Annotated in this window: 21 protein-coding genes, 1 pseudogene and 1 riboswitch; of the genes and pseudogenes, 8 read left to right on the top strand and 14 right to left on the bottom strand. The window is 66.5% G+C overall.

All coding sequences use genetic code 11. The features are described 5' to 3' along the window. Window positions 1–86: 86 nt before the first annotated feature. The 4 genes and pseudogenes from arsB to ACSYHF_RS00745 form a co-directional block, all read right to left on the bottom strand. Window positions 87–1118 (bottom strand): ACR3 family arsenite efflux transporter, encoded by a 1032-nt coding sequence (gene arsB, locus ACSYHF_RS00730; RefSeq protein ID WP_111127170.1) that lies wholly within the window; start codon window positions 1116–1118, stop codon window positions 87–89. Between the two features lie 13 nt (window positions 1119–1131). After that, complete coding sequence (locus ACSYHF_RS00735) at window positions 1132–1635, bottom strand: arsenate reductase ArsC (protein ID WP_065178735.1); 504 nt, start codon at window positions 1633–1635, stop codon at window positions 1132–1134. An 84-nt stretch (window positions 1636–1719) separates the two neighbouring features. Next, window positions 1720–2091 (bottom strand): annotated as a pseudogene (locus tag ACSYHF_RS00740) (GNAT family N-acetyltransferase); the annotation flags it as partial. Between the two features lies 1 nt (window position 2092). Then, window positions 2093–2422: an ArsR/SmtB family transcription factor gene (locus ACSYHF_RS00745; protein WP_065178712.1), complete on the bottom strand. Its 330-nt coding sequence runs from the start codon at window positions 2420–2422 to the stop codon at window positions 2093–2095. Between the two features lie 17 nt (window positions 2423–2439). Here ACSYHF_RS00745 and arsH point away from each other — a divergent pair, with 17 nt between their 5' ends. Then, entirely contained in the window at window positions 2440–3168 is a 729-nt protein-coding gene (gene arsH / locus ACSYHF_RS00750) for an arsenical resistance protein ArsH (protein WP_111127166.1), read from the top strand. Window positions 3169–3183: 15 nt separating this feature from the next. Here the strand turns inward: arsH and ACSYHF_RS00755 are convergent, their stop codons facing one another. The 3 genes from ACSYHF_RS00755 to ACSYHF_RS00765 all read right to left on the bottom strand — a co-directional run bounded on the left by ACSYHF_RS00755 (window position 3184) and on the right by ACSYHF_RS00765 (window position 5509). Continuing rightward, on the bottom strand, window positions 3184–3870 hold the full coding sequence (locus ACSYHF_RS00755) for a L,D-transpeptidase (RefSeq protein ID WP_053497771.1): 687 nt from the start codon (window positions 3868–3870) through the stop codon (window positions 3184–3186). Between the two features lie 158 nt (window positions 3871–4028). Beyond that, window positions 4029–4301 (bottom strand): hypothetical protein, encoded by a 273-nt coding sequence (locus ACSYHF_RS00760; protein WP_005420910.1) that lies wholly within the window; start codon window positions 4299–4301, stop codon window positions 4029–4031. A 218-nt stretch (window positions 4302–4519) separates the two neighbouring features. Continuing rightward, a complete protein-coding gene (locus tag ACSYHF_RS00765; protein WP_194430885.1) occupies window positions 4520–5509 on the bottom strand; it encodes a DUF2268 domain-containing putative Zn-dependent protease in 990 nt (329 codons plus the stop codon). Between the two features lie 161 nt (window positions 5510–5670). Here ACSYHF_RS00765 and ACSYHF_RS00770 point away from each other — a divergent pair, with 161 nt between their 5' ends. The 4 genes from ACSYHF_RS00770 (at window position 5671) to ACSYHF_RS00785 (ending at window position 8588) form a co-directional block, all read left to right on the top strand. Continuing rightward, complete coding sequence (locus ACSYHF_RS00770) at window positions 5671–6246, top strand: OmpO family porin (protein ID WP_049416584.1); 576 nt, start codon at window positions 5671–5673, stop codon at window positions 6244–6246. Window positions 6247–6437: 191 nt separating this feature from the next. Continuing rightward, a complete protein-coding gene (yecR, locus tag ACSYHF_RS00775; RefSeq protein WP_262221950.1) occupies window positions 6438–6761 on the top strand; it encodes a YecR-like lipofamily protein in 324 nt (107 codons plus the stop codon). 254 nt (window positions 6762–7015) lie between these two features. Further along, window positions 7016–7990 (top strand): Dyp-type peroxidase, encoded by a 975-nt coding sequence (locus ACSYHF_RS00780; protein WP_005420822.1) that lies wholly within the window; start codon window positions 7016–7018, stop codon window positions 7988–7990. Between the two features lie 181 nt (window positions 7991–8171). After that, window positions 8172–8588 carry a hypothetical protein gene (locus tag ACSYHF_RS00785; RefSeq protein WP_447575999.1) on the top strand — a complete coding sequence of 139 codons (417 nt, stop codon included), beginning with the start codon at window positions 8172–8174 and terminating at the stop codon, window positions 8586–8588. A 59-nt stretch (window positions 8589–8647) separates the two neighbouring features. Here ACSYHF_RS00785 and pnuC read toward each other — a convergent pair whose 3' ends face one another. From pnuC to ACSYHF_RS00810, 5 genes are all read right to left on the bottom strand, one after another. Continuing rightward, complete coding sequence (gene pnuC, locus ACSYHF_RS00790) at window positions 8648–9217, bottom strand: nicotinamide riboside transporter PnuC (protein ID WP_005420817.1); 570 nt, start codon at window positions 9215–9217, stop codon at window positions 8648–8650. Between the two features lie 8 nt (window positions 9218–9225). Further along, the gene (locus ACSYHF_RS00795) at window positions 9226–11415 is read right to left on the bottom strand and encodes a TonB-dependent receptor (RefSeq protein ID WP_262221952.1); all 2190 of its coding nucleotides are present in this window, start codon (window positions 11413–11415) and stop codon (window positions 9226–9228) included. 70 nt (window positions 11416–11485) lie between these two features. Next, window positions 11486–11581: riboswitch (TPP riboswitch) on the bottom strand. A 98-nt stretch (window positions 11582–11679) separates the two neighbouring features. Continuing rightward, window positions 11680–12804: a phosphotransferase enzyme family protein gene (locus ACSYHF_RS00800; RefSeq protein ID WP_032954694.1), complete on the bottom strand. Its 1125-nt coding sequence runs from the start codon at window positions 12802–12804 to the stop codon at window positions 11680–11682. A 128-nt stretch (window positions 12805–12932) separates the two neighbouring features. Next, window positions 12933–13325 (bottom strand): glycine zipper 2TM domain-containing protein, encoded by a 393-nt coding sequence (locus tag ACSYHF_RS00805; RefSeq protein ID WP_134955544.1) that lies wholly within the window; start codon window positions 13323–13325, stop codon window positions 12933–12935. 435 nt (window positions 13326–13760) lie between these two features. Then, window positions 13761–14399: a response regulator transcription factor gene (locus tag ACSYHF_RS00810; protein WP_005420808.1), complete on the bottom strand. Its 639-nt coding sequence runs from the start codon at window positions 14397–14399 to the stop codon at window positions 13761–13763. Between the two features lie 75 nt (window positions 14400–14474). Here ACSYHF_RS00810 and ACSYHF_RS00815 point away from each other — a divergent pair, with 75 nt between their 5' ends. Next, window positions 14475–18074: an ATP-binding protein gene (locus ACSYHF_RS00815; protein WP_262221953.1), complete on the top strand. Its 3600-nt coding sequence runs from the start codon at window positions 14475–14477 to the stop codon at window positions 18072–18074. On the opposite strand, the gene ACSYHF_RS00820 is transcribed toward ACSYHF_RS00815, so the two are convergent. Both ACSYHF_RS00820 and ACSYHF_RS00825 read right to left on the bottom strand, forming a co-directional pair. Then, on the bottom strand, window positions 18068–18469 hold the full coding sequence (locus ACSYHF_RS00820; RefSeq protein ID WP_053497753.1) for a c-type cytochrome: 402 nt from the start codon (window positions 18467–18469) through the stop codon (window positions 18068–18070). The genes ACSYHF_RS00815 and ACSYHF_RS00820 overlap by 7 nt on opposite strands. Before the next feature lie 65 nt (window positions 18470–18534). After that, window positions 18535–20211 (bottom strand): electron transfer flavoprotein-ubiquinone oxidoreductase, encoded by a 1677-nt coding sequence (locus tag ACSYHF_RS00825; protein WP_095378416.1) that lies wholly within the window; start codon window positions 20209–20211, stop codon window positions 18535–18537. Window positions 20212–20513: 302 nt separating this feature from the next. Here ACSYHF_RS00825 and ACSYHF_RS00830 point away from each other — a divergent pair, with 302 nt between their 5' ends. Together ACSYHF_RS00830 and ACSYHF_RS00835 are read left to right on the top strand one after the other, a co-directional pair. Then, a complete protein-coding gene (locus ACSYHF_RS00830; protein ID WP_447576000.1) occupies window positions 20514–21677 on the top strand; it encodes an acyl-CoA dehydrogenase family protein in 1164 nt (387 codons plus the stop codon). A gap of 82 nt (window positions 21678–21759) precedes the next feature. Continuing rightward, window positions 21760–22245 (top strand): hypothetical protein, encoded by a 486-nt coding sequence (locus ACSYHF_RS00835; protein WP_447576001.1) that lies wholly within the window; start codon window positions 21760–21762, stop codon window positions 22243–22245. Window positions 22246–22327: the final 82 nt, after the last annotated feature.

Below are 22327 nucleotides of genomic sequence, written 5' to 3' on the forward strand. Positions count from 1 at the left end.
TGATGACAGGGATGTGGGTACCCCACCAAGCCGATGACGACAGTGCGGAGCGAAGAAGGTAAATCGAACTCGCCCCACTCTGGTTGTCAGCGCTCTTCGGGTCCTTCGTACCAAGCCTGAGTACGGTTCACGATCCGCACCACGGACAGCATGACCGGTACCTCGATCAGCACACCCACCACGGTGGCCAGCGCCGCTCCCGAGTGCACGCCGAACAGTCCCACCGCTGTGGCCACAGCCAGTTCGAAGAAGTTGCTCGCACCAATCAGCGCTGACGGGCCGGCCACGCAATGCGCCACGCCCAGACGGCGGTTCAGAAGGTAGGCCAGGCCCGAAGTGAAATAGACCTGGATCAGGATCGGCACCGCAATCAGCGCGATCACCAGCGGTTGCTTCACGATCTGCTGGCCCTGGAACCCGAACAGCAGCACCAGCGTCAGCAGCAGCGCGGACAGGGACAGCGGGCCCAGCCGTCGAAGCGCGCGCTGCAGGCCCGCCTCGCCGCTGCGCGAAAGCATCCAGCGCCGCAGCAACGCGGCCACCAGCACGGGCACCACGATGTAGAGGCCAACCGACAACAGCAGCGTGTCCCAGGGCACAGTGATCGCCGACAGGCCGAGCAGCAGCGCAACCACCGGTGCGTAGGCGACCACCATGATCGCGTCGTTCAACGCCACCTGGCTCAGGGTGAAATTCGCATCACCGCGGCACAGGTTGCTCCACACGAACACCATGGCGGTGCAGGGCGCGGCCGCCAGCAGGATCAGCCCGGCGATGTAGCTGTCGATCTGTGCTGCAGGCAACCAGTCCGCGAAGGCATGGCGCAGGAACAGCCAGCCCAGCAGCGCCATCGAGAACGGCTTCACGGCCCAGTTGATGAACAGTGTCACGCCGATGCCCTTCCAGTGCTGCTGCAACTGGCGCATCGCAGTGAAGTCGACCTTCAGCAGCATCGGGATGATCATCAGCCAGATCAGCACCGCAACCGGCAGGTTGACTTTGGCCACTTCGGCGGAGGCCAGCACCGCGAAGGCATCGGGCAGGACGTGGCCCAGCAGCGTGCCCATCGCAATGCACAGCACAACCCACAGCGTCAGGTGTCGCTCGAACAGACTCATGGCAGTGGCACCGTCACTGCGCGCCGTCGGTCGGCAGCAGCTGGCCGATCCGGTCCAGCGCGTGCTGCAGCGCTTCGCGTTCAGACCACACCGATTCGGGCAGTGCGAGCAGCGCACGCAGGCGCGTTTTCACGATGGCATGGGCCAGTGCGAAGGCTGCGGCCTTGTCGGCATCGCTGCCTGCCACGGCGGCCGGATCAGGCAGGCCCCAGTGGCTGCGGATGAAGTCACCGAACACCACAGGGCAGGCTTCGGCAGCGGCCGCGTCACACACGGTGATCACCAGGTCCATCGGGGCTGCGTCCACGAACTCATCCCACGACTTGCTGCGCAGCCCTTCAATGGGCATTCCTTCGGCCTGCAACTGGGCGAGCGCGAAGGGATTGATCTGGCCAGTGGGCTGGCTGCCCGCACTGAATGCGCTGAAATGATCGCCGCCCCAGGCGCGCAGGGTGGCTTCAGCCAGCACGCTGCGCGCGCTGTTGCCGGTGCAGAGGAACAAGACATTGCGGGTCATGTGGCTTCCGTGGTCAGTGAGTGGCTTGGACATGCACAGCGCGCTGGCCGGGCAGAGACTAGTGAACTCGGCAGAGCTGCGGATCGCCTCCGCTATCTGCGCGCGATCGCATCCGGCATAGCCGTGCCGCGCGAACCATGGGCCTGCCGACGTCGTCAGCAGCACCAGTTCCCAGACCTGCATGCGGCGGGCCATGTCCTCGGCCGCTGACAGCAACGCGCGCCCAAGGCCGGTATTGCGTTGGTCGTCGGACACCACCAGCGAGCGAAGCAGGGCCGACGCGCCGAAGATCTGCAATCCAACGGCACCCACGGGAACACCTTCGAGGTCTGCGACGAGAAACGCCACCTCGCTGCTTTCCAGATCGGCCACGGGCAACTGCGCCCGCTGCAGAAGGTCCCGGATGTAGGACAGGTCGTCGCGTGTGCCGGTACGAATCATCGGATCGGGTTTCATCTCAGCACCTGCATGCCGGTTCGTTCACCGTGCACCGCTCATCCGGGGAGCCCGCGCAGCAGTTGTGCGTCAGGTACTGGACCAAGCCGTTCATCGCATCGAAGTTGGCGCGGTAGCAGACGTGGCGGCCTTGGCTTTCGCTCTCCACCAGCCCGGCCTGCACCAGCTCCTTCAGGTGGAAGCTGAGCGTGGCTGGGGGTACCTGCAGGGCCGTGGCGATGTCGCCCGCCATGCGCCCTGCCGGGCCCGCCTCCACCAGCAGTCGGAAGGCAGCCAGGCGGGTGGCATGGCCGAGGGCGGTCAGGGCGGTGATTGCATTAGATGTTTCCATATTTCTAGAATAGTCGAATGAATGAGCCAATCACAAGCCTGGACCTGCCCAACCTGCTGGAATCGTCATTGCCCCAGCCCAATCATCACCAGCTCGCCGCGGCAGATCTGGGGCCGCCACGCATTCTCCTGCTCTACGGCTCGCTGCGGCCCCAGTCGTTCAGCCGCAAGCTTGCGCTGGAAGCCGAGCGGCTGCTGCGCCACCTGGGGTGCGAAACCCGGGTGTTCGATCCGCATGCGCTGCCGATGCTGGACAGCGTGGACAGGAATCACCCCGAAGTGCAGCGACTGCGCGAATGGTCACAGTGGTCGGAAGGGCAGGTCTGGGTCAGCCCCGAGCGGCATGGCACGGTCACCGGCGTGTTCAAGAACCAGATCGACTGGTTGCCGCTGGAAGATGGCAGCGTGCGGCCCACGCAGGGCAGGACGCTGGCGGTGATGCAGGTGAGTGGCGGCTCGCAGTCGTTCAACACCGTCAACACGTTGCGCGTGCTCGGCCGCTGGATGCGCATGCTGACCATCCCCAACCAGTCGTCGGTGGCCAAGGCCTGGCAGGAATTCGATGACGACGGCCGGATGAAACCCTCGCCGTACTACGATCGGGTGGTGGACGTGATGGAAGAACTGGTGAAGTTCACGCTGCTGACGCGGGGCCGGTCGGACTACCTGGTGGACCGCTACAGCGAGCGCAAGGGCGACGCGCACGCCGCGGCATTGGCGCAGGCTGCAGGGGCTACCGCTTCCTGAGTTCCAGCACGCGCGCTACCTGCTCGCGCGCTGCGCGCCCTTGCTGTTCTCGTCCTTTGCATCGCCACGGCTCTGCGCGAACGCGGGGAAGGTCTTTGCGATCGAATCCTTGTCCGGCAGGATGTAGAACACGCCGCCCTTCTGGAACGTGGATTGCACGATCTGTTCGTAGAAGCCGGGCGAAACGTTGATGCAGCCGTGGGTGACGCGGTTGTCGTCCGGCGTCGGCGTCGCCAGTCGTTCGGCGCGCTTTTCCTTCGGGCTGCCCGGTGGCAGCGGATGCATCGACACGGCGGAATCGTAGTCAACCCACAGCACGCGCCCGGCATCGTCGGAGGGGCCATAGGCACCAATGAAGCGGCCCGCAGGCGTGGTGCGGTCGTGGCCGGGAATCGCGCTCAGGGCGAGCTTGGCGACGCCGGGTGCGGAGTGATCGCCGATGGCCGAACCGAACAGCGCCGGCGCGGCGCCGCGCAGCTTGCCGTCGCCGCCGAAGACCAGGACCTGCGCGGCGGCCTTGTCCATGATCGCGAACGGATAACCCTGATTGTCCTTGCTGGCGACCACCCAGCCGGCCAGCTCGATCACTGTTTCGGAGACGCTCTGGTCGGGCGGAAGTTCATCAACGGCGGCCGCCGGTGGTGCGGGTGCGTCCTTGTCCCTGGCGTTGGCTACGCCGCTGCATGCAACGGCCAGTGCCACGGCCAGAGTGGCGTGCAGGGCGCGGTGTGCAGGGGAGGAGGAGGTACGAATGGGACGGCTCCTGGCAATGTAGATCTGAGGTGGAAGGACGCCAGTGGCCGGCGAGGGCCACTGGTTCCCGATACACAGGTGGATCAATTCAAACAGTGAGGGAGCGATCAGCCGCGCGGCTTGCGTCCGACGGGTGCCCTTTCAAGCTGCTGCACGCGGCCTTCGATCTGGTCCAGGCGCTGGTTGGCCTGCTGTGCCGACTGGTTGGCGGACTCGGCACTCTGTGCAGCGCCCTGCACCTTTACATCGAGCTGATCGAGGCGCGAGTTGATGGTTGCGAACTCGTCCTTGTAGGTGGCACAAGCGCCAAGGCTCACGGTGGCGATGAGCGCTACAGCAAGTGCGCGGGCCGTCTTCATGTGTTGCGGGTTCAGGTTCATTGCACTCCCTCCTTCGTCTGGGGAAGCTGGAATATAGCGGCGTTTGTTCCCCGCGCTGACAAGCCCTTTCAGCTGAAGTTGGAAGACGTGGAAGGGTTGTGAAATATGTTCGTCAGCGAAGCTTAACGAGTGAGATCAGGCGAGCTGATGTGCACAGAGGCGATGGCCTTGCGGTTGCTCGAATCGCCCAATTCATCAGCCTGAAGACGGCTTCATTCCTACCGGTTTTCCACAGACCCACACGCCGGGCGCCATTCACTTGCGGCAAACAGTGCCGGCGCACTTTCCGGACGCACCGCCAGCAGCGTGGCGACGGCACCGGCTTTATCATCGGCGCGGGCAACGTAGTCAGCGGCAATGCGGTAGCCGATCCAGTAGCCAAGATCGCCGCGGCGCGTTTCGTCGCCGGCTCCGTTGTAGAGCCATTGCGTCAGATCAGTACCGGCGCTGTCCCGGGCGAACTGGCGTTCCAGGGCGCATTCGCGGCCCTGCGTCCAACGACGCAGATGCGCGTTGGCCGGTTGCCCCGAGATCAGTTCGCCCACGTACTCGGCGCCGCCTTCAAGCAACGTCTGATAGAGCAGGGTCGGCTGCGCGACATCGACGCTCGCACCGGGCTGCTGCACGTGCACGTACTCATGGGCGATCAGGTGCACGAAACGATCGCCGATGTCGGGCTGCATCCAGTCGGCGTTGCACAGCGCCTCCAGTCCGATCACCACGCCGTCGGGCGTGGTGACACCGCCGCTGTTTCCCCGACCCACCAGCACGGTGACCGGCGGAAAACGTGCGGAGGGAAGCAGCGTGCCCAACCGATCGAGTGCCTTGGCAACCCGCTCGCGGATCTCCGGCAGCGCAGTCGCACAGGTACGGGCTTTGGCAAACAGCGCAGGTTTGTGCTGGATCGCATCTGCAAGACGATCCATCGAGCCGATACGGCTGTCAGTGAAGCTGCGTAGTGCATCCGTACCCGCATGCAGATAGCCGCGCTGCAGATCGTCGGCACTTGGCTTCCCTCCGCTTGCATCCAGCACGCTGAAGAAGCGCGCGACATCGTCGGTTTGAATCACGATGCGCCCGGAAGGGCGGGTACGTTCGGCTGCGTTGGCTACCTGCAGCATCATCGGCAGGGCGAAGAGCAGCAAAGCCCGCACTGTGCGCCGGGCATGAAGCGGAAACAGCAGTGACGCGATGGATGCGTGCGGCATGAGGAGTTCCCTGAACGCCAGCCTTATTTATACACCAGTCAGTTCAATATTCAGGGTCGATTAGACCCCCTAACGGATAATTCACACCTGTCGACCGCCTCCTCTCTCTCCCCCTCCCGGGAGGCGGCCGACGAAACCAAAATAATTAAAGGTGTGTCCCGATGAACAAGAATTCGCTGCTCGCCCTGGGTCTTCTGGCTGCCCTGCCGTTCGCTGCATCGGCAACCGATGGCCTGTCGTACAACTACGTTGAAGGCGGCTACGTGAACACCGATGCCAAGGGCGGCGACGCCGATGGCTGGAAGGTGAAGGGTTCCGTGGCGGTGCACCCGAACTTCCACATCTTCGGCGACTACAGCGCGCAGGAGACCGACACGTTCAAGAACGACGTCGACCAGTGGCGCATCGGTGCCGGCTACAACTACGGCATCGCACCGAACACCGACCTGGTGGCCCGTGTCGCGTACCAGAAGTTCGACATGAAGCACGGCCTGGACTTCAACGGCTACTCGACCGAAGTCGGCGTGCGTACCGCGTTCAACCCGTACGTGGAAGGCTACGTGATGGCCGGCTACGAGGACTACGCCAAGAAGCACGGTATCAACCCGGACGGCGAGTTCTACGGCCGCGTCGGCGCCACCGCCAAGTTCAACCAGAACTGGGGCCTGAGTGGCGAAGTGAAGCTGGCCAAGGCCGGCGACCGCGAGTGGTTCGTGGGCCCGCGCTTCACCTGGTAACAAACGCCTGTCGTTAGAGCGTGTTGTGCTGGCGTGTGACTCTCTCTCTCTCCCACACGCCAACCGAAGCCCGGCCTCGCGCCGGGCTTCTTCTTTTCTGTGCATCCGGTAGAGTGCAGGGCCGCAGGGCGGTCCTGCAGAGCCTGGCGCGGCGGATTCCAGCGCAATCACGATCAAGGGACATGATGAAGATGAAGGCGATCACCGCTGTGGCAGCACTGCTGCTGCTGGGAACGACGCAGGCGCGTTCGAGCGCCGAATGGAATCTGAAAGGCGCCAACCGTTCGGAAGGCCGGGTTGTGCTGACCCTGTTGAGCAAGACGCCCGAACTGACACCAGCCAACCGGCAGGCGGCCGAACAGACCGCAACGCGCCAGTGTGCAACCTGGGGCCTTCCCGCTGCCGAACTGAACGGTGAGATCGAGCGTGCGTGCGAAGGGCGCAGCCGTTTCGGCAAGTGCAAGCGGTGGCAGTTCACCATGCCCTTGCAGTGCAGTGCCGCGGTTTCACAGTGACGTCGTGTCGTTTGCCGCAGGGCATGGGGGTGCCCCGGCGAGGTGTTCGACTGGCTGCGCGAACGCGGTCTGCCAAGCGGTCGCTGCCAGCGTATCGCCCGGAGTGGGCCGCAGCAGTTCCATGTAGCGCAGGAATGCACGGTACTGCGCGCAGGACGGAACGAGAACTGCTCCGTCGCCGGTCAGGCGGTTCCGCTATGATCCCGGCACGTCGCCATTGACGATGCACCCGCCTCAAGCCAGCAGGAACTGCCGTGAATTCCCAGCCCGCACCGATCACCGCCCTCAACCACACGCTCGACAACGAGCCGCAGCAGATCACCGCGCCGCTCACCCACTCGGCGGCGTTCCTGGTGCTGAAGGTGAAGGACGACGAGGCGTCGATCGCCAAGGCACGGGAGGTACTGGCCAGCACTGATGATCTGATCAAGAACACCGCCATCCGCGAGATCGAGCGCACTTTCACCTGCAACGTGGCCATCGGCCATCGCGTGTGGCAGCCGCTGGTGGGCTCCACGCCGCCACGCGAGCTGAAGCCGTTCCGCGAGATCAAGGGCGCGACCCACACCGCTGTGTCCACGCCCGGTGACCTGCTGTACCACATCCGCGCACGCACCATGGACCTGATCGTGGCGTTCGAGCGCAACCTGCTGATGGCCTTCGGTGATGCGGTCGAGGCGGTCGATGACGTGGCCGGCTTCCGCTACTTCGATGGCCGCGACCTGCTCGACTTCGTCGACGGCACCGCCAACCCGGAAGGACTGTCGCTGCCGGAAGCCACCATTGTTGGCGATGAAGACCCGGAGCATGCCGGCGGCAGCTACGTGGTGGTGCAGAAGTACCTGCACAACCTCGATGCCTGGCGCGCGCAGAAGACCGAGGCGCAGGAGGCGATCATCGGCCGCACCAAGCACGACAACATCGAGCTGGACGATGCGCCGGCCGATGCGCAGAAGTCGCACAAGACGCTGTGCACCATCGAAGACGCCGATGGCGAGCACGAAATCCTGCGTGACAACATGCCGTTCGCCAACCCGGGCCGTGGCGAGTACGGCACCTACTTCATCGGCTACACGCGCCGCCTGTGGGTGATCGAGAAGATGCTCGAGCGCATGTTCATCGGCAATCCCGCGCCGCTGCACGACCGCATCCTCGACTTCTCCACCGCCACCACCGGCGTGACCTTCTTCGCGCCGTCGCGCAAGGTGCTGGCTGACCTGGGCGAGTGATCGCGGCTCCCGTCCTTGCGCATGCTACGGACCGCTCTGTTCCAGTAGATCCACGCCACGCGTGGATGGTGCGCACGCTGCCCGTAGCAGCCACGCATGGCGTGGCTCTACTGTGCCGCCATCCGCCTGTCATCTACCGCGCCGACCATGTCGTGCTGGATGGGAGTGCAGGAGGCGGGCGATGACCATGACCGGAAACAGGAGCGGCGCACGCCGCAGGTGGAAGCGGCTGGCAGCGTGGTTCGGTGCGCTGGCACTGGGGAGTGCCGCAGTGTCCGCACACGAAGCCCCTGCACACTGGATGGCCTACGCCACCGCCGTGGGTGGCCAGCTGCAGCAGCGCCTGCAGCAGGAGCAGGACCCGCAGGCGCAGCGCGTGCTGGAATGGCTGCAGGCACATCCGGACACGCCCACGCCGCTGCCGGTGAGCCTGTGGATCGCGGCGGATGGCCATATCTCGAAACTGGAATTCGACAGCCTGGGTGATGCCCGGGTCGACGCCGACCTGCGCGCGACGCTGCAGGCTGCGCCGTTGCAGGCGGCCCCACCGGCCGACATGCGCCAGCCGCTGCGCCTGGGTTTGGCCCTGAGCCCGTAGATCCACGCCATGCGTGGATGGCGCGCCGATTGCCCGCAACAGCCACGCATGGCGTGGCTCTACTGCGTTGCCACCTGCGGCTCGCGTGCGGCCGCGCTCCATGCGCGCAGGCCGAACACGGCCAGGCCGAGGAAGAACACGTACAGCGCGGCGGTCACATGCAGCGACTTGAACAGGTACGCACCCACATAGACCACGTCCACGGCGATCCATACCCACCAGCAGGCGACGTGGCGGCGCGCCTGCCACCACTGGCCGACCAGGCTCAGTGCGGTCAGCATCGCGTCCAGCCACGGCAGCGCGGCATCGGTGAAGGTGTGCATGCCGGCGCCCAGCATCACGCCGCCGCACAGGCCGATGGCCAGGTCACGCAAGAGCTTGCCGCGCGCCAGCGGCACGATGCGGATGCTGCCCTCATCGGCGGCGTGCTGGCGCCAGTTGAGCCAGCCATAGACCAGGAAGCCACCGAAGGCGACCTGCAGCAGGGTGTCCGAGTACAGCTTGGCCTCGGCGAACACCAGGCCATACAGCGTGACCGACAGCAGGCCCACCGGCCATGCAGACAACCGGCGGCGGGCCATCAGCCAGACGCCGAGGATGCTGCACAGCGCGGCGCTCCACTCGAGCATCACGCTGCTCACAGCGCGAACGTCACCGACAGGCGGGCCTGTCGTGGTGCACCGGGGAACAGGTAGTAGTCACCGCCGCTGCTGCCGGTATCGCGCCAGTAGAAGCGGTTGAACACGTTGTCCACCGACAGGTTCCAGGTCACCGCACGCTCGTGCAGGCGATGCTGGAAGCGCAGGCCAGCATCGAACACCGAGTAGTCCGGTGCGCGCACGCCGCCGTCGGCACGTGCGACGTTGGCACCGGCATAGCGCCAGCCGCCGGTCACGTCCAGGCCCTGCACGAACGGTAGCGCGTAGGCCACGTGCACGCTGGCGCGTACCTTCGGCACGTTCACCAGCTGATGGCCTTCATAGGCTGGCGTGCCGGTGTCGCGCGCACGCGCCTGCAGCACGCTGGCGCTGGCCACGATCTGCAATGCATCCGTCAGCTGACCGTTGGCGGTCAGCTCCAGCCCGGTGTGGGTCTGCGTGCCTTCCTCGACGAAGGTGTAGCCCACGTCGCTGTTGTCCGGCTTGGCGTACTGGTACGGCTGCGAAATGCGGAACACGGCTGCGCCCAGCGTCAGCGCCTCGACCGGCACGTACTTCAGGCCCACTTCCAGCTGCCGCGACTGCACCGACGGCAGGAAGGTATCGGCATTGCTGGTCCAGAACGGCGCTTCCTGGCCCAGCGAAATGCCGCGCACGTAACTGGCGTAGGCGTTGAGCTGGTCGGTGGCTTTCCACACCACGGCGGTCTGTGGCAGGAAACGCGACAGGCGGCTGTGGCGTTGCGGGGTGCCGCGCTTGTCATAGGCGCGCTCACCCAGGCGGACGAAGCGGCCACCGGCCAGCCACTGCCAGTCGTCACCGAAGCTCATCCGGTCCAGCGCGAAGAACGCGGTCTGGCGGCTGTCCAGGCGTCGTGCGGATGGGCCCGGCATCTTCGGCGATGGCGCGAACACCGGCACCGGTGCCTCGTGGATGTTGCTGGTACCGACGTACTCGTTGACGCTCGGGCGCTTGTCCACGGTGCGGCGGAAGTAGTCGGCGCCGACGGTCAGCTGGTGACCGACGCTGCCGGTCTCGAAGCGGCCGCGCAGTTCGGCACGAGCCTGCTGGTTGCGGCGGGTGTCGTCCGGGCTGCGGTAGTCGTAGATGTCATAGTCGCCGTTGGGTGCGAAATAATTGCCCGGCACGCTGCCATCGGCACATTGTGCGGCGTAGTAGCAGCCGTAGGCGAAGGCGACGTTGTCATCGATCACCGAACGGCTATGGCCTACCGATACACGTGATTGCCAGGCCTCATTGAAGTCGTAGGTATGCAGCGCGGTGATGTTGGTGCTGGCGATATCCACCGGGCGCTGCCACGGCTGGTAGCCGAGCAGATGCTCGCGGTCGACACCGCGCGGCAGGTCACGCGCGCCCAGCAGCTGGTAGCCGGACACCGAGCGCTGCGAGCTGGTCTGGTAGTTGGCATCCACTTCCAGCTTGCCGCGCTCGCCGATCAGCCAGTCGGCGGCCAGCGAGTAGAAGTTGCGGCGGCCATCGGCGTGCTCGACGTAGGAATTGCTGGAATCCCATGCGGCATTCAGGCGCACGCCGAAGCGCGGGGTGATCCAGTGGCCGACATCGACGGCAACGTAGCGCGAGCCTTCCGAATCGGTGCCGAGCGTGGCGGTGCGCACTTCGGCCGGGCGCTTGCCGATGTAATTGATGATCCCGCCCGGCGCCATCACGCCTGCCGCCAGGCCGGCTTCACCCTTGAGGATCTCCACCGACTGCACGTTCTCCAGCGCCAGGCGTTGTTCGCCGGCGATGGACAGCCCGTTGAAGCGGTAGCCGGTGGCCGCGTCCAGTGCGAAGCCTCGGATGGCGATGTTCTGGTAGTAGCCCACCGGCGCGTAGGCATCACCCAGCGAGGCATCGTTGCTGGCCAGCTCGGACAGCGAACGTACCTGGCGGCGGTCGAGGTAATCGCGCTCGAGCACGTTCATCGACGCGGGCGTGTCCTTCCAGCTGCCGCCACCGAAGGCATTCACGCGCGAGGTATCGGCCTTCGGTTTGCCGGCCTGCACGCGCACCGCCGCCAGTTCAGTCGGCGAGCGCTCGGCGCCGGTGGCAGCCGCATCGGGGGACGCTTCGGCCTCGCTGGCGTGCAGCGGCAGCGCGGCGCAGAGGGCGAGGGAGAGCAGGGTGGGGCGCAGGCAGCGGTTCATTCGGTTCGTCTTCGGACAACAAGGGAGACGAAGCGACGGCGCGCAGGTGCACCGGCCCATGACGGGGGTGTGGCTGCGGCTCAAAGCTCCCTACGCCGGTGCAAACCGGATCAGGTTCCAAGGGACTCTCTCAGCCTGGCAGATCCAGGCACCCCCGCTTCAGGTGACCATTTCACTACAAATGGTACGGATTTGCGAGCGCCACCCAGGGTCAGATCCCCTTCCTGCAGAAAGGGATCTGACCCCAACGCTGCGTCAACCGGATCACGCGGCGGCGTGCAGGGCCTGCAGCAGTGCCTGCCCCGGGGCGGTATGGAACCACGCCGGATGGCCGAGCATGAAGGGCTGCCACGCCACATCGGCATTGGCGGTCGAGCCGGTGACGCCCTCGAAATACTCCACTTCGGACAGTGCGAAGTCGAAATGCACCATCGGCAGCAGGTCGGCCAGCAGGTGCACGCGTGCCGCCGACAGCGGCAGCACCTGGCGGTAGCCATCGAGCAACGCCAGCGCGATATCGATGCGCACCGCCTCCATGCCGCGCTCCAGCTCCAGCCATGCCACGGCGTTGCGCTCGATTGCGGTAGCCAGGTCGAACAGTGCACTGGTGGGCGAGGCCAGGCCGAAATCCAGCACGGTGCTGACCTGCCCGTCGCGCCACAGCAGGTTGGAGACATGCCAGTCATTGTGCGCCCACAGCCGTGGTTCGTCGCGCAGGCGCTCGGCCAGTCCCGTGTGCCAAGGCAGCACGTCACGCCGCAGCTGTGCTTCCCACGGAATGCGCGCGAGATAGCGGGCCAGGCCGGGGCGCGCGTGCAGACCTGCCTTGATTGCGGCGATCGGATCGTCGGCGCGGATCAGGTCGTCGCGCGCCACCAGCAGATGGGTGCTGCGCTGGGGCGCGTGGTAGCTGGCGGCGGCGCGGTGCAGCTGTGCGAGTGCGCGTCCGGCTTCGTGGGCCTGCGCGACATCGGTCAGCAGCGACCACGACACCGCGTCGCGGTACAGGTCATCGCCTGCGCCGACGTCGTGCAGTTCAAACGTCCAGTCACCGTGTTCGACCGCGGTGTGACCATCGGTCGCTGCCAGCACCTGCGTCACCGGCACGCCAGCAGCGTCGAGATGGGCGATGAAGCGGTGTTCTTCTTCCAGGCAGGCCGCGTTGCGCACGCTGTGGTGATGGCGCTTGATGAATACCGCGCCGCGCGTGCCATCGACGATGGCGGCAGCCGACAGCGGTCGCGGGCTGTGCCAGCGCGGTTGGCTGCCGCTGTCCAGCTGCGGATAGCACTGTCGCAACCACGCGATGTCCGCCGCGCTGATCGGTGGCCAGTCGGCAGCGACCTCGTCGTTGTTGAGGCCCTGCACGCGGTGGGAGGTAGACGTCATGCCGCAGCCCGAGAGGGGAAAGTCACATCCAAGGCTGCGCATTCAACGCCATGCGCGCGGCCAACGCAAACGGGCGGGTCATCGACCCGCCCGTTTCTGCCATCGGCAGGGTAACGCCGCCGTGCCGCTTACCAGCCGCGATGGCGACCGCGGTCGTGGTAGTAGCGGTTGTCGTAATAACGCTCGCGCTGCCAGCGGCGGTCGTCGCCACGGTTGTAGTAGCCGCTGCGGTAGTAGCCACGATCGTAACGGCGGTCGTAGCGATTGTCGTAATAGCGACGGTCGCGGCGGTCGGAGGTGGTCAGATTGCCGATTGCGCCACCGGCCACGGCACCGCCGACGGTGGCCGCAGGGTCGCCGTTGGAGAGCAGGTTGCCGGCCACGCCACCGACCACGGCGCCGACCAGGGTGCGCTTGTCCTTCCTCGACATCGCGCTGGCATCGCTGACCACGGCGACACCGGCAACCATCGCCAGAGCCATCGCCAGACCACGGAAGCTGAGTGTGGAAGTACTGAGCATGTTCGTTCTCCTGTGAGGTGCATGCCACGCTGGGCAGGGAGGGCGCGGGGCGCCCCGGCTGCCGTGATGTCCACGCTGGCGTTCCAACATTGCCGGAACATTGCCTGGTGCACCGAGCGGCTTGCGCATTCATCTAGCGGCAGGCGGCATGAAGCAAGGCTGAAAGCGGCTGCGGCCGCTCAGCTGGCGGAAAGGAAAGGGCCGCAGGGGCGGCCCCGCCCTTCTCTGCCAGGGCGTTGGCATGTCCGACGCCCATCGCCTTCTGGGCCTGCCGCGCCTGCTCCTGCGGGGTCTCCTGCTGCGGCTGCAGCACGTCAGGCGCGCTCTGCACCGAACCGCTGCGAAGCGCCAGGCTCTGCCCGCTGGCGGCCGGACATGCGCCGGTCGATTCCTTCGACCTCGCATTGTTGCCGGTGCGATTATGTGAATCGCGTCTCAGATTTTCCCGTCACGCAGATAGTCGAACAATTCGGCATCGCCCTTCAGCCCCAGCTTGAGCATCGCATCGCCTTTCTGCCGGCTGATGGTGCTGACGCTCTTGTGCAGCAGCAGCGAAATCTCCTTTACCGTCATGCCGGTGCCGAGCAAGCGCAGCACCTCCACCTCGCGCGGGGACAGCGGCTTGCCGTCGCCCTCGCGCATGCGCCAGCTGCCGGCCGCTTCCACCCGCTCGCGCAGGCTGCGGCTGATGTAGGGCTGGCCGCGGTAGACCGACTGGATGGCCTGTGGCAGTTCGTCCATCGACGAACTCTTGTCGACCAGGCCGAGCACGCCGCTGTCGAGCACCATGCGCAGGATCGCCAGGTTGCTGGAGACGCTGAGCATCAGCACCGGCAGGTCGGGATGGCGGCGGCGGATCATGCCGATCATGGCGAAGCCGTCGGCCTGCGGGCTGCCCGGCATGGAGTAGTCGGTGACCAGCAGGTCACAGGGCTGGCTGGCGAGCAGGGTCATCAGCGCCTGCGCGCTGTCGGCCTCGCCGACCACGCGGCCGACGCCGCTCGACTCGATGACGGCGCGGGTACCGATACGGACCACGGGGTGATCGTCTGCGATGATGATGCGCAAGCTCATGCTCTAGTATGGCCATCGGGCACGCCGGACCGCGACCATCGCGGTCCCTGGCAGGATTCTAGGAGATCGACGCAGATGCGTAGGTGGGCTGTTCGCGGGCTGCTCCTGCTGCTGGCGGTGCTGGCGCTGCCCGTGGCCCAGGCACAGCCGGCCCCTGGCCTGCTGCCGCTCAGCCCGTTGCAGCGCGAATACCTGGTGGCGCATCCGACCATCGTTGTCGGGCAGTATGACAGCGGCTGGCCGCCCTTCGAGTCCCTCCGTGATGGCGAGCAGGTCGGGCTGGGACCGGACTACCTGTCGCATCTTGCTCGCCAGCTCGGTGTGAAGGTCGAGGCGCGCCGCTATCCGGACTGGACATCCGTGTTGGATGCGGCATGTCGTGGCGAAATCGACGTGGTGATGAATGTCGGCCTCAGTGCCGACCGCACCCGCTGCATGGTCTATACCGCGGCCTACAGTGAGGCGCCGCTCGCACTGGTGGGCCGGCCCGATGACCTGCGTGCCTCCGACATGCCGGACCTGGATGGGCTGAGGGTGGTGATCGAACAGGACTTCCTGACCGGTCCGCAGGTGCGCGCCCGATTCCCGCGTGCCCGCCAGCTTGTCGCAAATGACACGTTGAGCGCATTGCAGATGGTCATAGACGACAAAGCGGACGTCTACATCGGCAATGCCTTCGTCGCCACCGAGCTGATTGCCAGCCGGCGCCTGCAGGGCGTGGCGCTGTTGCGGCCGAGCGACCTGCCCCCTGAACGGTTGCACTTCGGCATTCCCAACAGCAAGCAACCCCTGGCCGAAGCCCTGGACCTGGCGCTGGCCGCGACCAGCCAGGCCCAGCGCGATGCCCTCGCACAACGCTGGTTGTCACCGCCGCACTGGTCGGCATCGGCGCAGCTGGCGCTGAGCCAGGCCGAGAAGCGTGTGCTGGAGCAGCCGCTGATGATCGGTTTCGCGCCGAATGCCGCGCCCCTGTCGTTCACCGGCGAGGATGGCCGGCCCAGTGGCCTGGCCAGCGAGTACCTGCAGCGCCTGATGCAGGCCGGCGCCAACCTGAAGGTCGAGAACAGCCACGACTGGTACGAGGTGCGTGAGAAGGCCCGCCGCGGTGAACTGCAGGCGGTGATGGGCATACCCGTTGATTCGCGCTACCTGGGCCCGGACTGGGTGTTCAGCCAGCCCTTCATCAGCGTGCCGAACGTGATTGTGGTCAGGAGCGATGGCGAATCGCTGCTGGGCCTGGCCGACCTGCAGGGCAAGCGCGTGCTGCTGTCCGACCCGGAGCGCGTGCGTGGCTATGTGCAGCAACAGGCGCCGCAGGCCCGGATCATTGCTGCGCGGAGTGCCGAGCAGGCGCTGCAGCGCCTGCTTGAGGGTGAAGCCGATGCCTATGTGGGCAACCTTGCCGTGGTCGATCACCTGCTGCGCAGCCGTTTCCCGGGGCGGATGCAGGTCGCGGCTCCGGCCGGTTTCAACGACCAGCTGGCGCTGGCGGTGGATCGCCGCCATGCGGCCCTGGCCACGACCTTCGATCGCCTGCTGCTGCAGATGACCCCACGCAAGCGCGAGGCGTTGCGCAGCGCCTGGCTGGCGGTGGAGTACCGCAATGGGGTCGACTGGAGCAATCTGCTGCGGTGGGGCGTGCCCGTGCTGATGGTGCTGCTGACCGCACTGCTGGTGCATGGCGTGGGCCATTGGCGGCTGCGCCGTGAGGTGGCAGGACGCCGCCAGCTGGAGCAGCGCCTGGCCGAGGTGACCGACAACCTGCCGGCGGTGGTCTACCAGGCCCGTCGCGATGCCGATGGCACGCTGAGCTTCCCGTTCATCGCCGGCGACCTGCCTGCGTTGTTCGGTATTACCCGGCAGCAGGCCGAACAGGATGCGAGGGTGTTGCTGGAACGCGTCGAGCAGGAGGACCGCGCGCGCATCCTGCATTCCATCGAGCAGGCCGCGCACCAGTTCGCGCCGTTGATCCTGGAGTTTCGCCTGCGCAGCGACGGGGAAGGCGTGCGCTGGGTGCGCAGCCAGGCCCATCCCTACGCCGCCGAAGAAGGCGCGGTGATCTGGAGCGGGTATTGGGTGGATGTAAGCGAGGCGCGGATGCAGGCCGATGCACTGGCGGCGGCGAAGGCGGACGCCGAGCAGGCCGCTGAGGCCAAATCGCGTTTCCTGGCCACGATGAGCCACGAGATCCGTACGCCGATGAGCGGCGTGCTGGGCATGCTGGAGGTGCTGGCACACTCACCGCTGGACAGCGAGCAGCAGCGCATCCTCGGCGTGATCGAGGATTCGGCGCAGATGCTGCGGCAGATCCTCGACGACATCCTCGATTACTCGCGGCTGGAAGCGGGTGCACTGCGCCTGGAGCCGGTACCGCAACCGCTGCGGCCGCTGCTGGAAAGCGTGTGCCGGTTGATGTCGGCGCAGGCCAGTGCACGCGGGCTGGAGCTGCATGTGCAGATCGACCCTCAGCTGGCGGCAGCGCACGAAGTGGATGGCGTGCGCCTGCGCCAGATCGTGTTCAACCTGCTCAGCAATGCCATCAAGTTCACTGCGCGCGGCGAAGTGCGGCTGCAGCTGGAGGTACTGGGCCCGACCGCCGACGACGGCAGCCAGCCGCTGTGCCTGAGCGTCACCGACACCGGCATCGGAATCGCACCGGAACAGCTGCAGCACCTGTTTGCGCCGTTCACCCAGGCCGGAGCCTACATCCAGCGCGACCATGGTGGTACCGGCCTCGGCCTGAGCATCTGCCAGCGCCTGGTGCAGATGATGGGCGGCGAGCTGGAGCTGCACAGCACGCTGGGCGAGGGCACCCGCGCCGAGGTGCGGCTGGCGCTGGTGGAGGCAGGCAGGGGTGACGTTGAAGCGCTGGTTGCGGAGCAGGAGCAGGCGGCGCTGCTGCCGCCGGCGTTGCGCGAGGCACGCGTGCTGGTGATCGAGGACCACCCGACCAACCAGGCGATGATGGCGTGGCGGCTGCAGCAGCTGGGCGTACCCCATGTGCTGCTGGGCGATGGCCAGCAGGCACTGGACCGCTTGTCATCGGAGGCCTTCGACCTGGTCATTACCGACTGCCGCATGCCGGTACTCGACGGCTTCGGTTTCACCCGCCTGTTGCGCGAGCGCGAGGGCCGTACCGGCCAGCCGCGGCTGACGGTGCTGGCGCTGACCGCCAGCGTGCTGGACGACGATGCACGCCGCTGCCGCGAAGCCGGCATGGACGAGGTGCTGGCCAAGCCGCTGTCGCTGGCCACGCTGCGCACCGCGCTGCTGCGCTGGCTGCCGCAGGCACAGGGCCAGTCATTCGATGCGCCGGTGCAGGAGACTGTCGCCGACGACGCTGAAGTGCTGCCTGATCTGGCCACCCTGCAGCAGTGCTATGGCTCGCGCGCCGTGGCCGAGCAGCTGCGCGACAGCCTGTTGCAGGCCAGTGAAAGCGATCTGGCGGCGGTGCAGCGCGCCGTGCGGGCCGGTGACCGCGCGACTGCGGCGCTCCACCTGCATCGCCAGGCGGGCGGTCTGGGGGCGATCGGGGCAAGCGCACTGGCCGGGCAGGCCAACGCGCTGGTCGAGCGCCTGCAGGATGCGACCGAGGCCGATCCGGCACCGGTGTTCGCCGCTGTAACGGCGTTCGTGGCAAGGCTGCAGCATCAGCTGCAGCGACTGGCTCACTGAGCCGACTGCTGTTGCAGGTAGGCGATCACCAGCGCGCGGCGTTCGGCGCTGGGAAAGGCGTTGTACATGCGCGTGCCGGGCACCACGTGGGTGGGCGACTGCAGGAACGCGTCCAGGGTCTGCGCGCTCCAGGTGATGTCGGCGCGGCGCATGCCGTCGGAATAGCCGTAATCGGGCAGGCTGCCGGCGCGACGGCCGATCACGCCGTGCAGGTTGGGGCCGAAGCGGTGGATGCCGCCAGGCTGCACGGTGTGGCAGCCGGCGCACAGTTCGAACGCGCGCTGCATGGCCTGCTGGCGGGCCTGTTCGGGCGTCGCCGGCGCCGCCGGCGGGCGCTGGCAGGCCGTGGCAAGCAGGGCCACGGCAACGGTGGTGAGCAGGCGGGAGGCACGCATGGGCGGGCAGGATAGCGGTGCGGTGGAGCGGCCGGGCTGCGACACGCGGTCGCAGCCCGGGGCGATCACATGCCCGAGTAGTTCGGGCCGCCGCCGCCCTGCGGGGTCACCCAGACGATGTTCTGGGTCGGATCCTTGATGTCGCAGGTCTTGCAGTGCACGCAGTTCTGCGCGTTGATCTGCAGGCGCGCGTCGCCGGCGTCGCCGACGAACTCGTACACGCCGGCCGGGCAGTAACGGGCTTCGGGACCGGCGTACTCGGCCAGGTTCACCTTCACCGGAATGCTCGGATCCTTCAGCGTCAGGTGGCTGGGCTGGTTCTCGTCGTGGTTGGTGCTGCTCAGGAACACCGAGCTGAGACGATCGAAGGTCAGCACGCCATCGGGCTTGGGGTAGGCGATGCGGGTGTGTTGCGACGCCGGCTCCAGGCAGGCGTGGTCCGGCTGGGTGCGGTGCAGGGTCCACGGCGGGTTGCGCACGCCCAGCTTCGGCAGCAGCCACTGCTCCACGCCGGTCATCAGCGTGGCAACGGTCTGGCCCTTCTTGAACCACTGCTTGAAGTTCTTGGCCTGCTGCAGTTCGGTGAACAGCCAGCTGGCTTCAAACGCCTTCGGGTAGGCGCTCAGTTCATCGTGCTGGCGATCGGCGGCCAGCGCGTCGAACGCGGCGTCGGCGCACAGCATGCCGGTCTTGATCGCGGCATGGCTGCCCTTGATGCGGCTGGCGTTGAGGTAGCCGGCCTCGCAGCCGACCAGCGCCCCCCCGGGGAACACCGTCTTCGGCAGCGACAGCAGGCCGCCGGCGGTGATCGCACGCGCGCCGTAACCGATGCGGGTGCCGCCCTCCAGGTGCTTGCGGATGGAGGGATGGGTCTTGAAACGCTGGAACTCCTCGAACGGGCTCAGCCACGGGTTCTTGTAGTCCAGGCCGACCACGTAACCAATGGCGACCTTGCCGCCGTCGGCGTGGTACAGGAACGCGCCGCCGTAGGTGTCGCTGTCCAGCGGCCAGCCAGCCGCATGCACCACCAGGCCCGGCTCATGCCTGGCCGGGTCGATCTGCCACAGCTCCTTGATGCCGATGCCGTAGGCCTGCGGGTCCTTGCCTTCGTCCAGTTTGTAGCGGGCGATCAGCTGGCGACCGAGGTGGCCGCGCGCACCTTCGGCGAAGATCGTGTACTTGGCGTGCAGCGCCATCCCACGCTCGAAGGCCGGACCGATGCTGCCGTCCTTCTCGATGCCCATGTCGCCGGTGGCCACGCCGATCACCTCGCCGTTGTCGCCGTACAGCACTTCTGCAGCGGCGAAGCCCGGGAAGATCGCAACCTCCAGCGCCTCGGCCTGCTGCGCCAGCCAGCGGGTCACTTCGCCCAGGCTGATGATGTAGTTGCCTTCGTTGTGGAAGCACTCCGGCAGCAGCGCATTGGGGGTGCTGCGCGCGCCGGTCTCGCTGAGGAACAGGAATTCGTCGCGGGTGACCTTCTGCTTCAGCGGTGCGCCGCGCTCGGCCCAGTCCGGGAACAGCTCGGTCAGCGCGCGCGGATCCATCACCGCGCCGGACAGCACGTGCGCGCCCGGTTCGGAGCCCTTCTCCAGCACGCACACCGACAGCTCGCGGCCGGCTTCGAGCGCGCGCTGGCGCAGGCGGATCGCGGTGGCCAGGCCGGCGGGGCCGGCGCCGACGATCACCACGTCGAACTCCATTACTTCACGCGGGGGCAGGGCGTTGGCTTCAGCGCTCATCGATTGCATGACTCGTGGGTAGGGCCGGCATCGGGGCCACCGGCGGTGCCTGGGAATCGCGCGTGCGGCCACGGGCGAAACGGTTGTTTGAATGTGTCAGGGTACCGGGCCGCGCGTGATCGAGCTAGATCGACGATGTTCACGTCATGATTGCTGCATTGCAGCGAACGCGGCTTCGGTGGTCGCCAACCTTGGTTGGCACCGGCAGAAAATACCAGCGCCGACCAAGGTCGGCCTCTACCCGTGCACCAACGCTGCGCGGATGACCGACAATGGCCGGGTCCTGACTGCGTGTGAGTGCCATGGCTTTGCATCCGTACGATCTGTTCGATGTCCGTTCCCTGCTCAACGAGGAAGAGCGCGCAGTGCAGGAGAGCGTCGCCCGCTTCACCAACGAGCGCGTGCTGCCGATCATCGGCGATGCCTTCGACCAGGCCCGCTTCCCCGATGAACTGGTGCCTGAGATCGCCTCGTTGGGCCTGCTGGGCGCGACCCTGCCGGCCGAGTACGGCGGCGGTGGCCTCGGCGCGGTCAGCTATGGCCTGATCTGCCAGGAGCTGGAGCGCGGCGATTCGGGCCTGCGCAGCTTCGTGTCGGTGCAGAGCTCGCTGTGCATGTACCCGATCTACGCCTATGGCAGCGAGGAACAGCGCCAGCAGTGGCTGCCGGCGATGGCGCGCGCCGAACTGATCGGCTGCTTCGGTCTGACCGAGGCGCACGGCGGTTCCGATCCGGCCAGCATGAAGACCCGCGCGGTGCGCGACGGCAGTGACTGGCGCATCAGCGGCAGCAAGATGTGGATCACCAGCGGCCCGGTGGCCGACCTGGCCATCGTCTGGGCGCAGACCGAGGACGGCATCCAGGGCTTCGTGCTGGAAAAGGGCATGGCCGGCTTCACGACGCAGGAGATCAAGCACAAGATGAGCCTGCGCGCGTCGCTGACCGGCGCGCTGTTCTTCGATGACGTGCGCGTGCCCGACAGCCATCGCCTGCCGAACGTGAAGGGCCTGAAGGGGCCGCTGGGCTGCCTGACCCAGGCCCGTTACGGCATCAGCTGGGGGCCGATCGGTGCGGCGATTGCCTGCCTGGATGAAGCACTTGGCTATGCCAAGGAGCGCGTGCTGTTCGGTCGCCCGCTGGCCGCCACGCAGAGCGCGCAGATCAAGCTGGCCGAGATGGCCCGCCGGATCACCACCGCGCAGTTGCTGGCGCTGCAGCTGGGCCGGCTGAAGGAAGCCGGCCAGCTGCAACCGCAGCAGGTCAGCCTGGCCAAATGGAACAACTGCCGCATGGCGATCGACATCGCCCGCGAGTGTCGCGATCTGCTGGGCGGTGCGGGCATCACCACCGAGCACGTGGCGATCCGGCATGCGCTGAACCTGGAATCGGTGATCACCTATGAAGGCACCGAGACCGTGCACCAGCTGGTGATCGGCCGCGAACTGACCGGCATCAACGCGTTCTGAGTGCACCGGTAGTGCCGGCCGCTGGCCGGCATTGCCGAGTAGGGTGGGCGGCAAGGGACGTCTATCCGGAGATGCAAGCTGAATGAAGAACAATTCCGCTGTGAGGCAGCTGTTGTGCCTCCCGCTGCTCTTCCAAGCCTCCGTGCTGCAGATGGCATGGGCAGGCAACAGGGATGGGGCATGGGCAGGCAGCTATTCGCAGGCGAGCGATCTGTGTACCGAACCGGGCAGCGGACGTAGTTGCCGTGATGGGTTCAGGGACAGCCTGTCGATTGTCGAAGAATCACTGGGCTATAGGGTTGAGCTGCACAGTACCCAGGCGATGCAGCACGTCTGCTCTTTCGTGCTGCATATGAAGCCAGAGGCCGGAAAGCTGATTCATCAGTCCGAACTGGGCACAGTGGCTATCGAGAAACATGCAGGTGCGCTGAGAGTCTCATCCGGCGGGATCGACCCGACGGTGACGGGCTTGGGCATGTGCGGTGCGCATGCCGATATTGATGGTCTGGAGTTTTCTTCTGTGGGCAATCGCACGCGTTCCGGGCAATGCGATGGCGCGCGCCCCTGATTGATCCAGGCGGAACGCATCCACGCATGGCGTGGATCTACCGCGCGGCTGTTGGGTCCGCCTTGAAGCGAGCCGAGCACCA

This window comes from Stenotrophomonas maltophilia group sp. P373 (genome assembly GCF_053295075.1).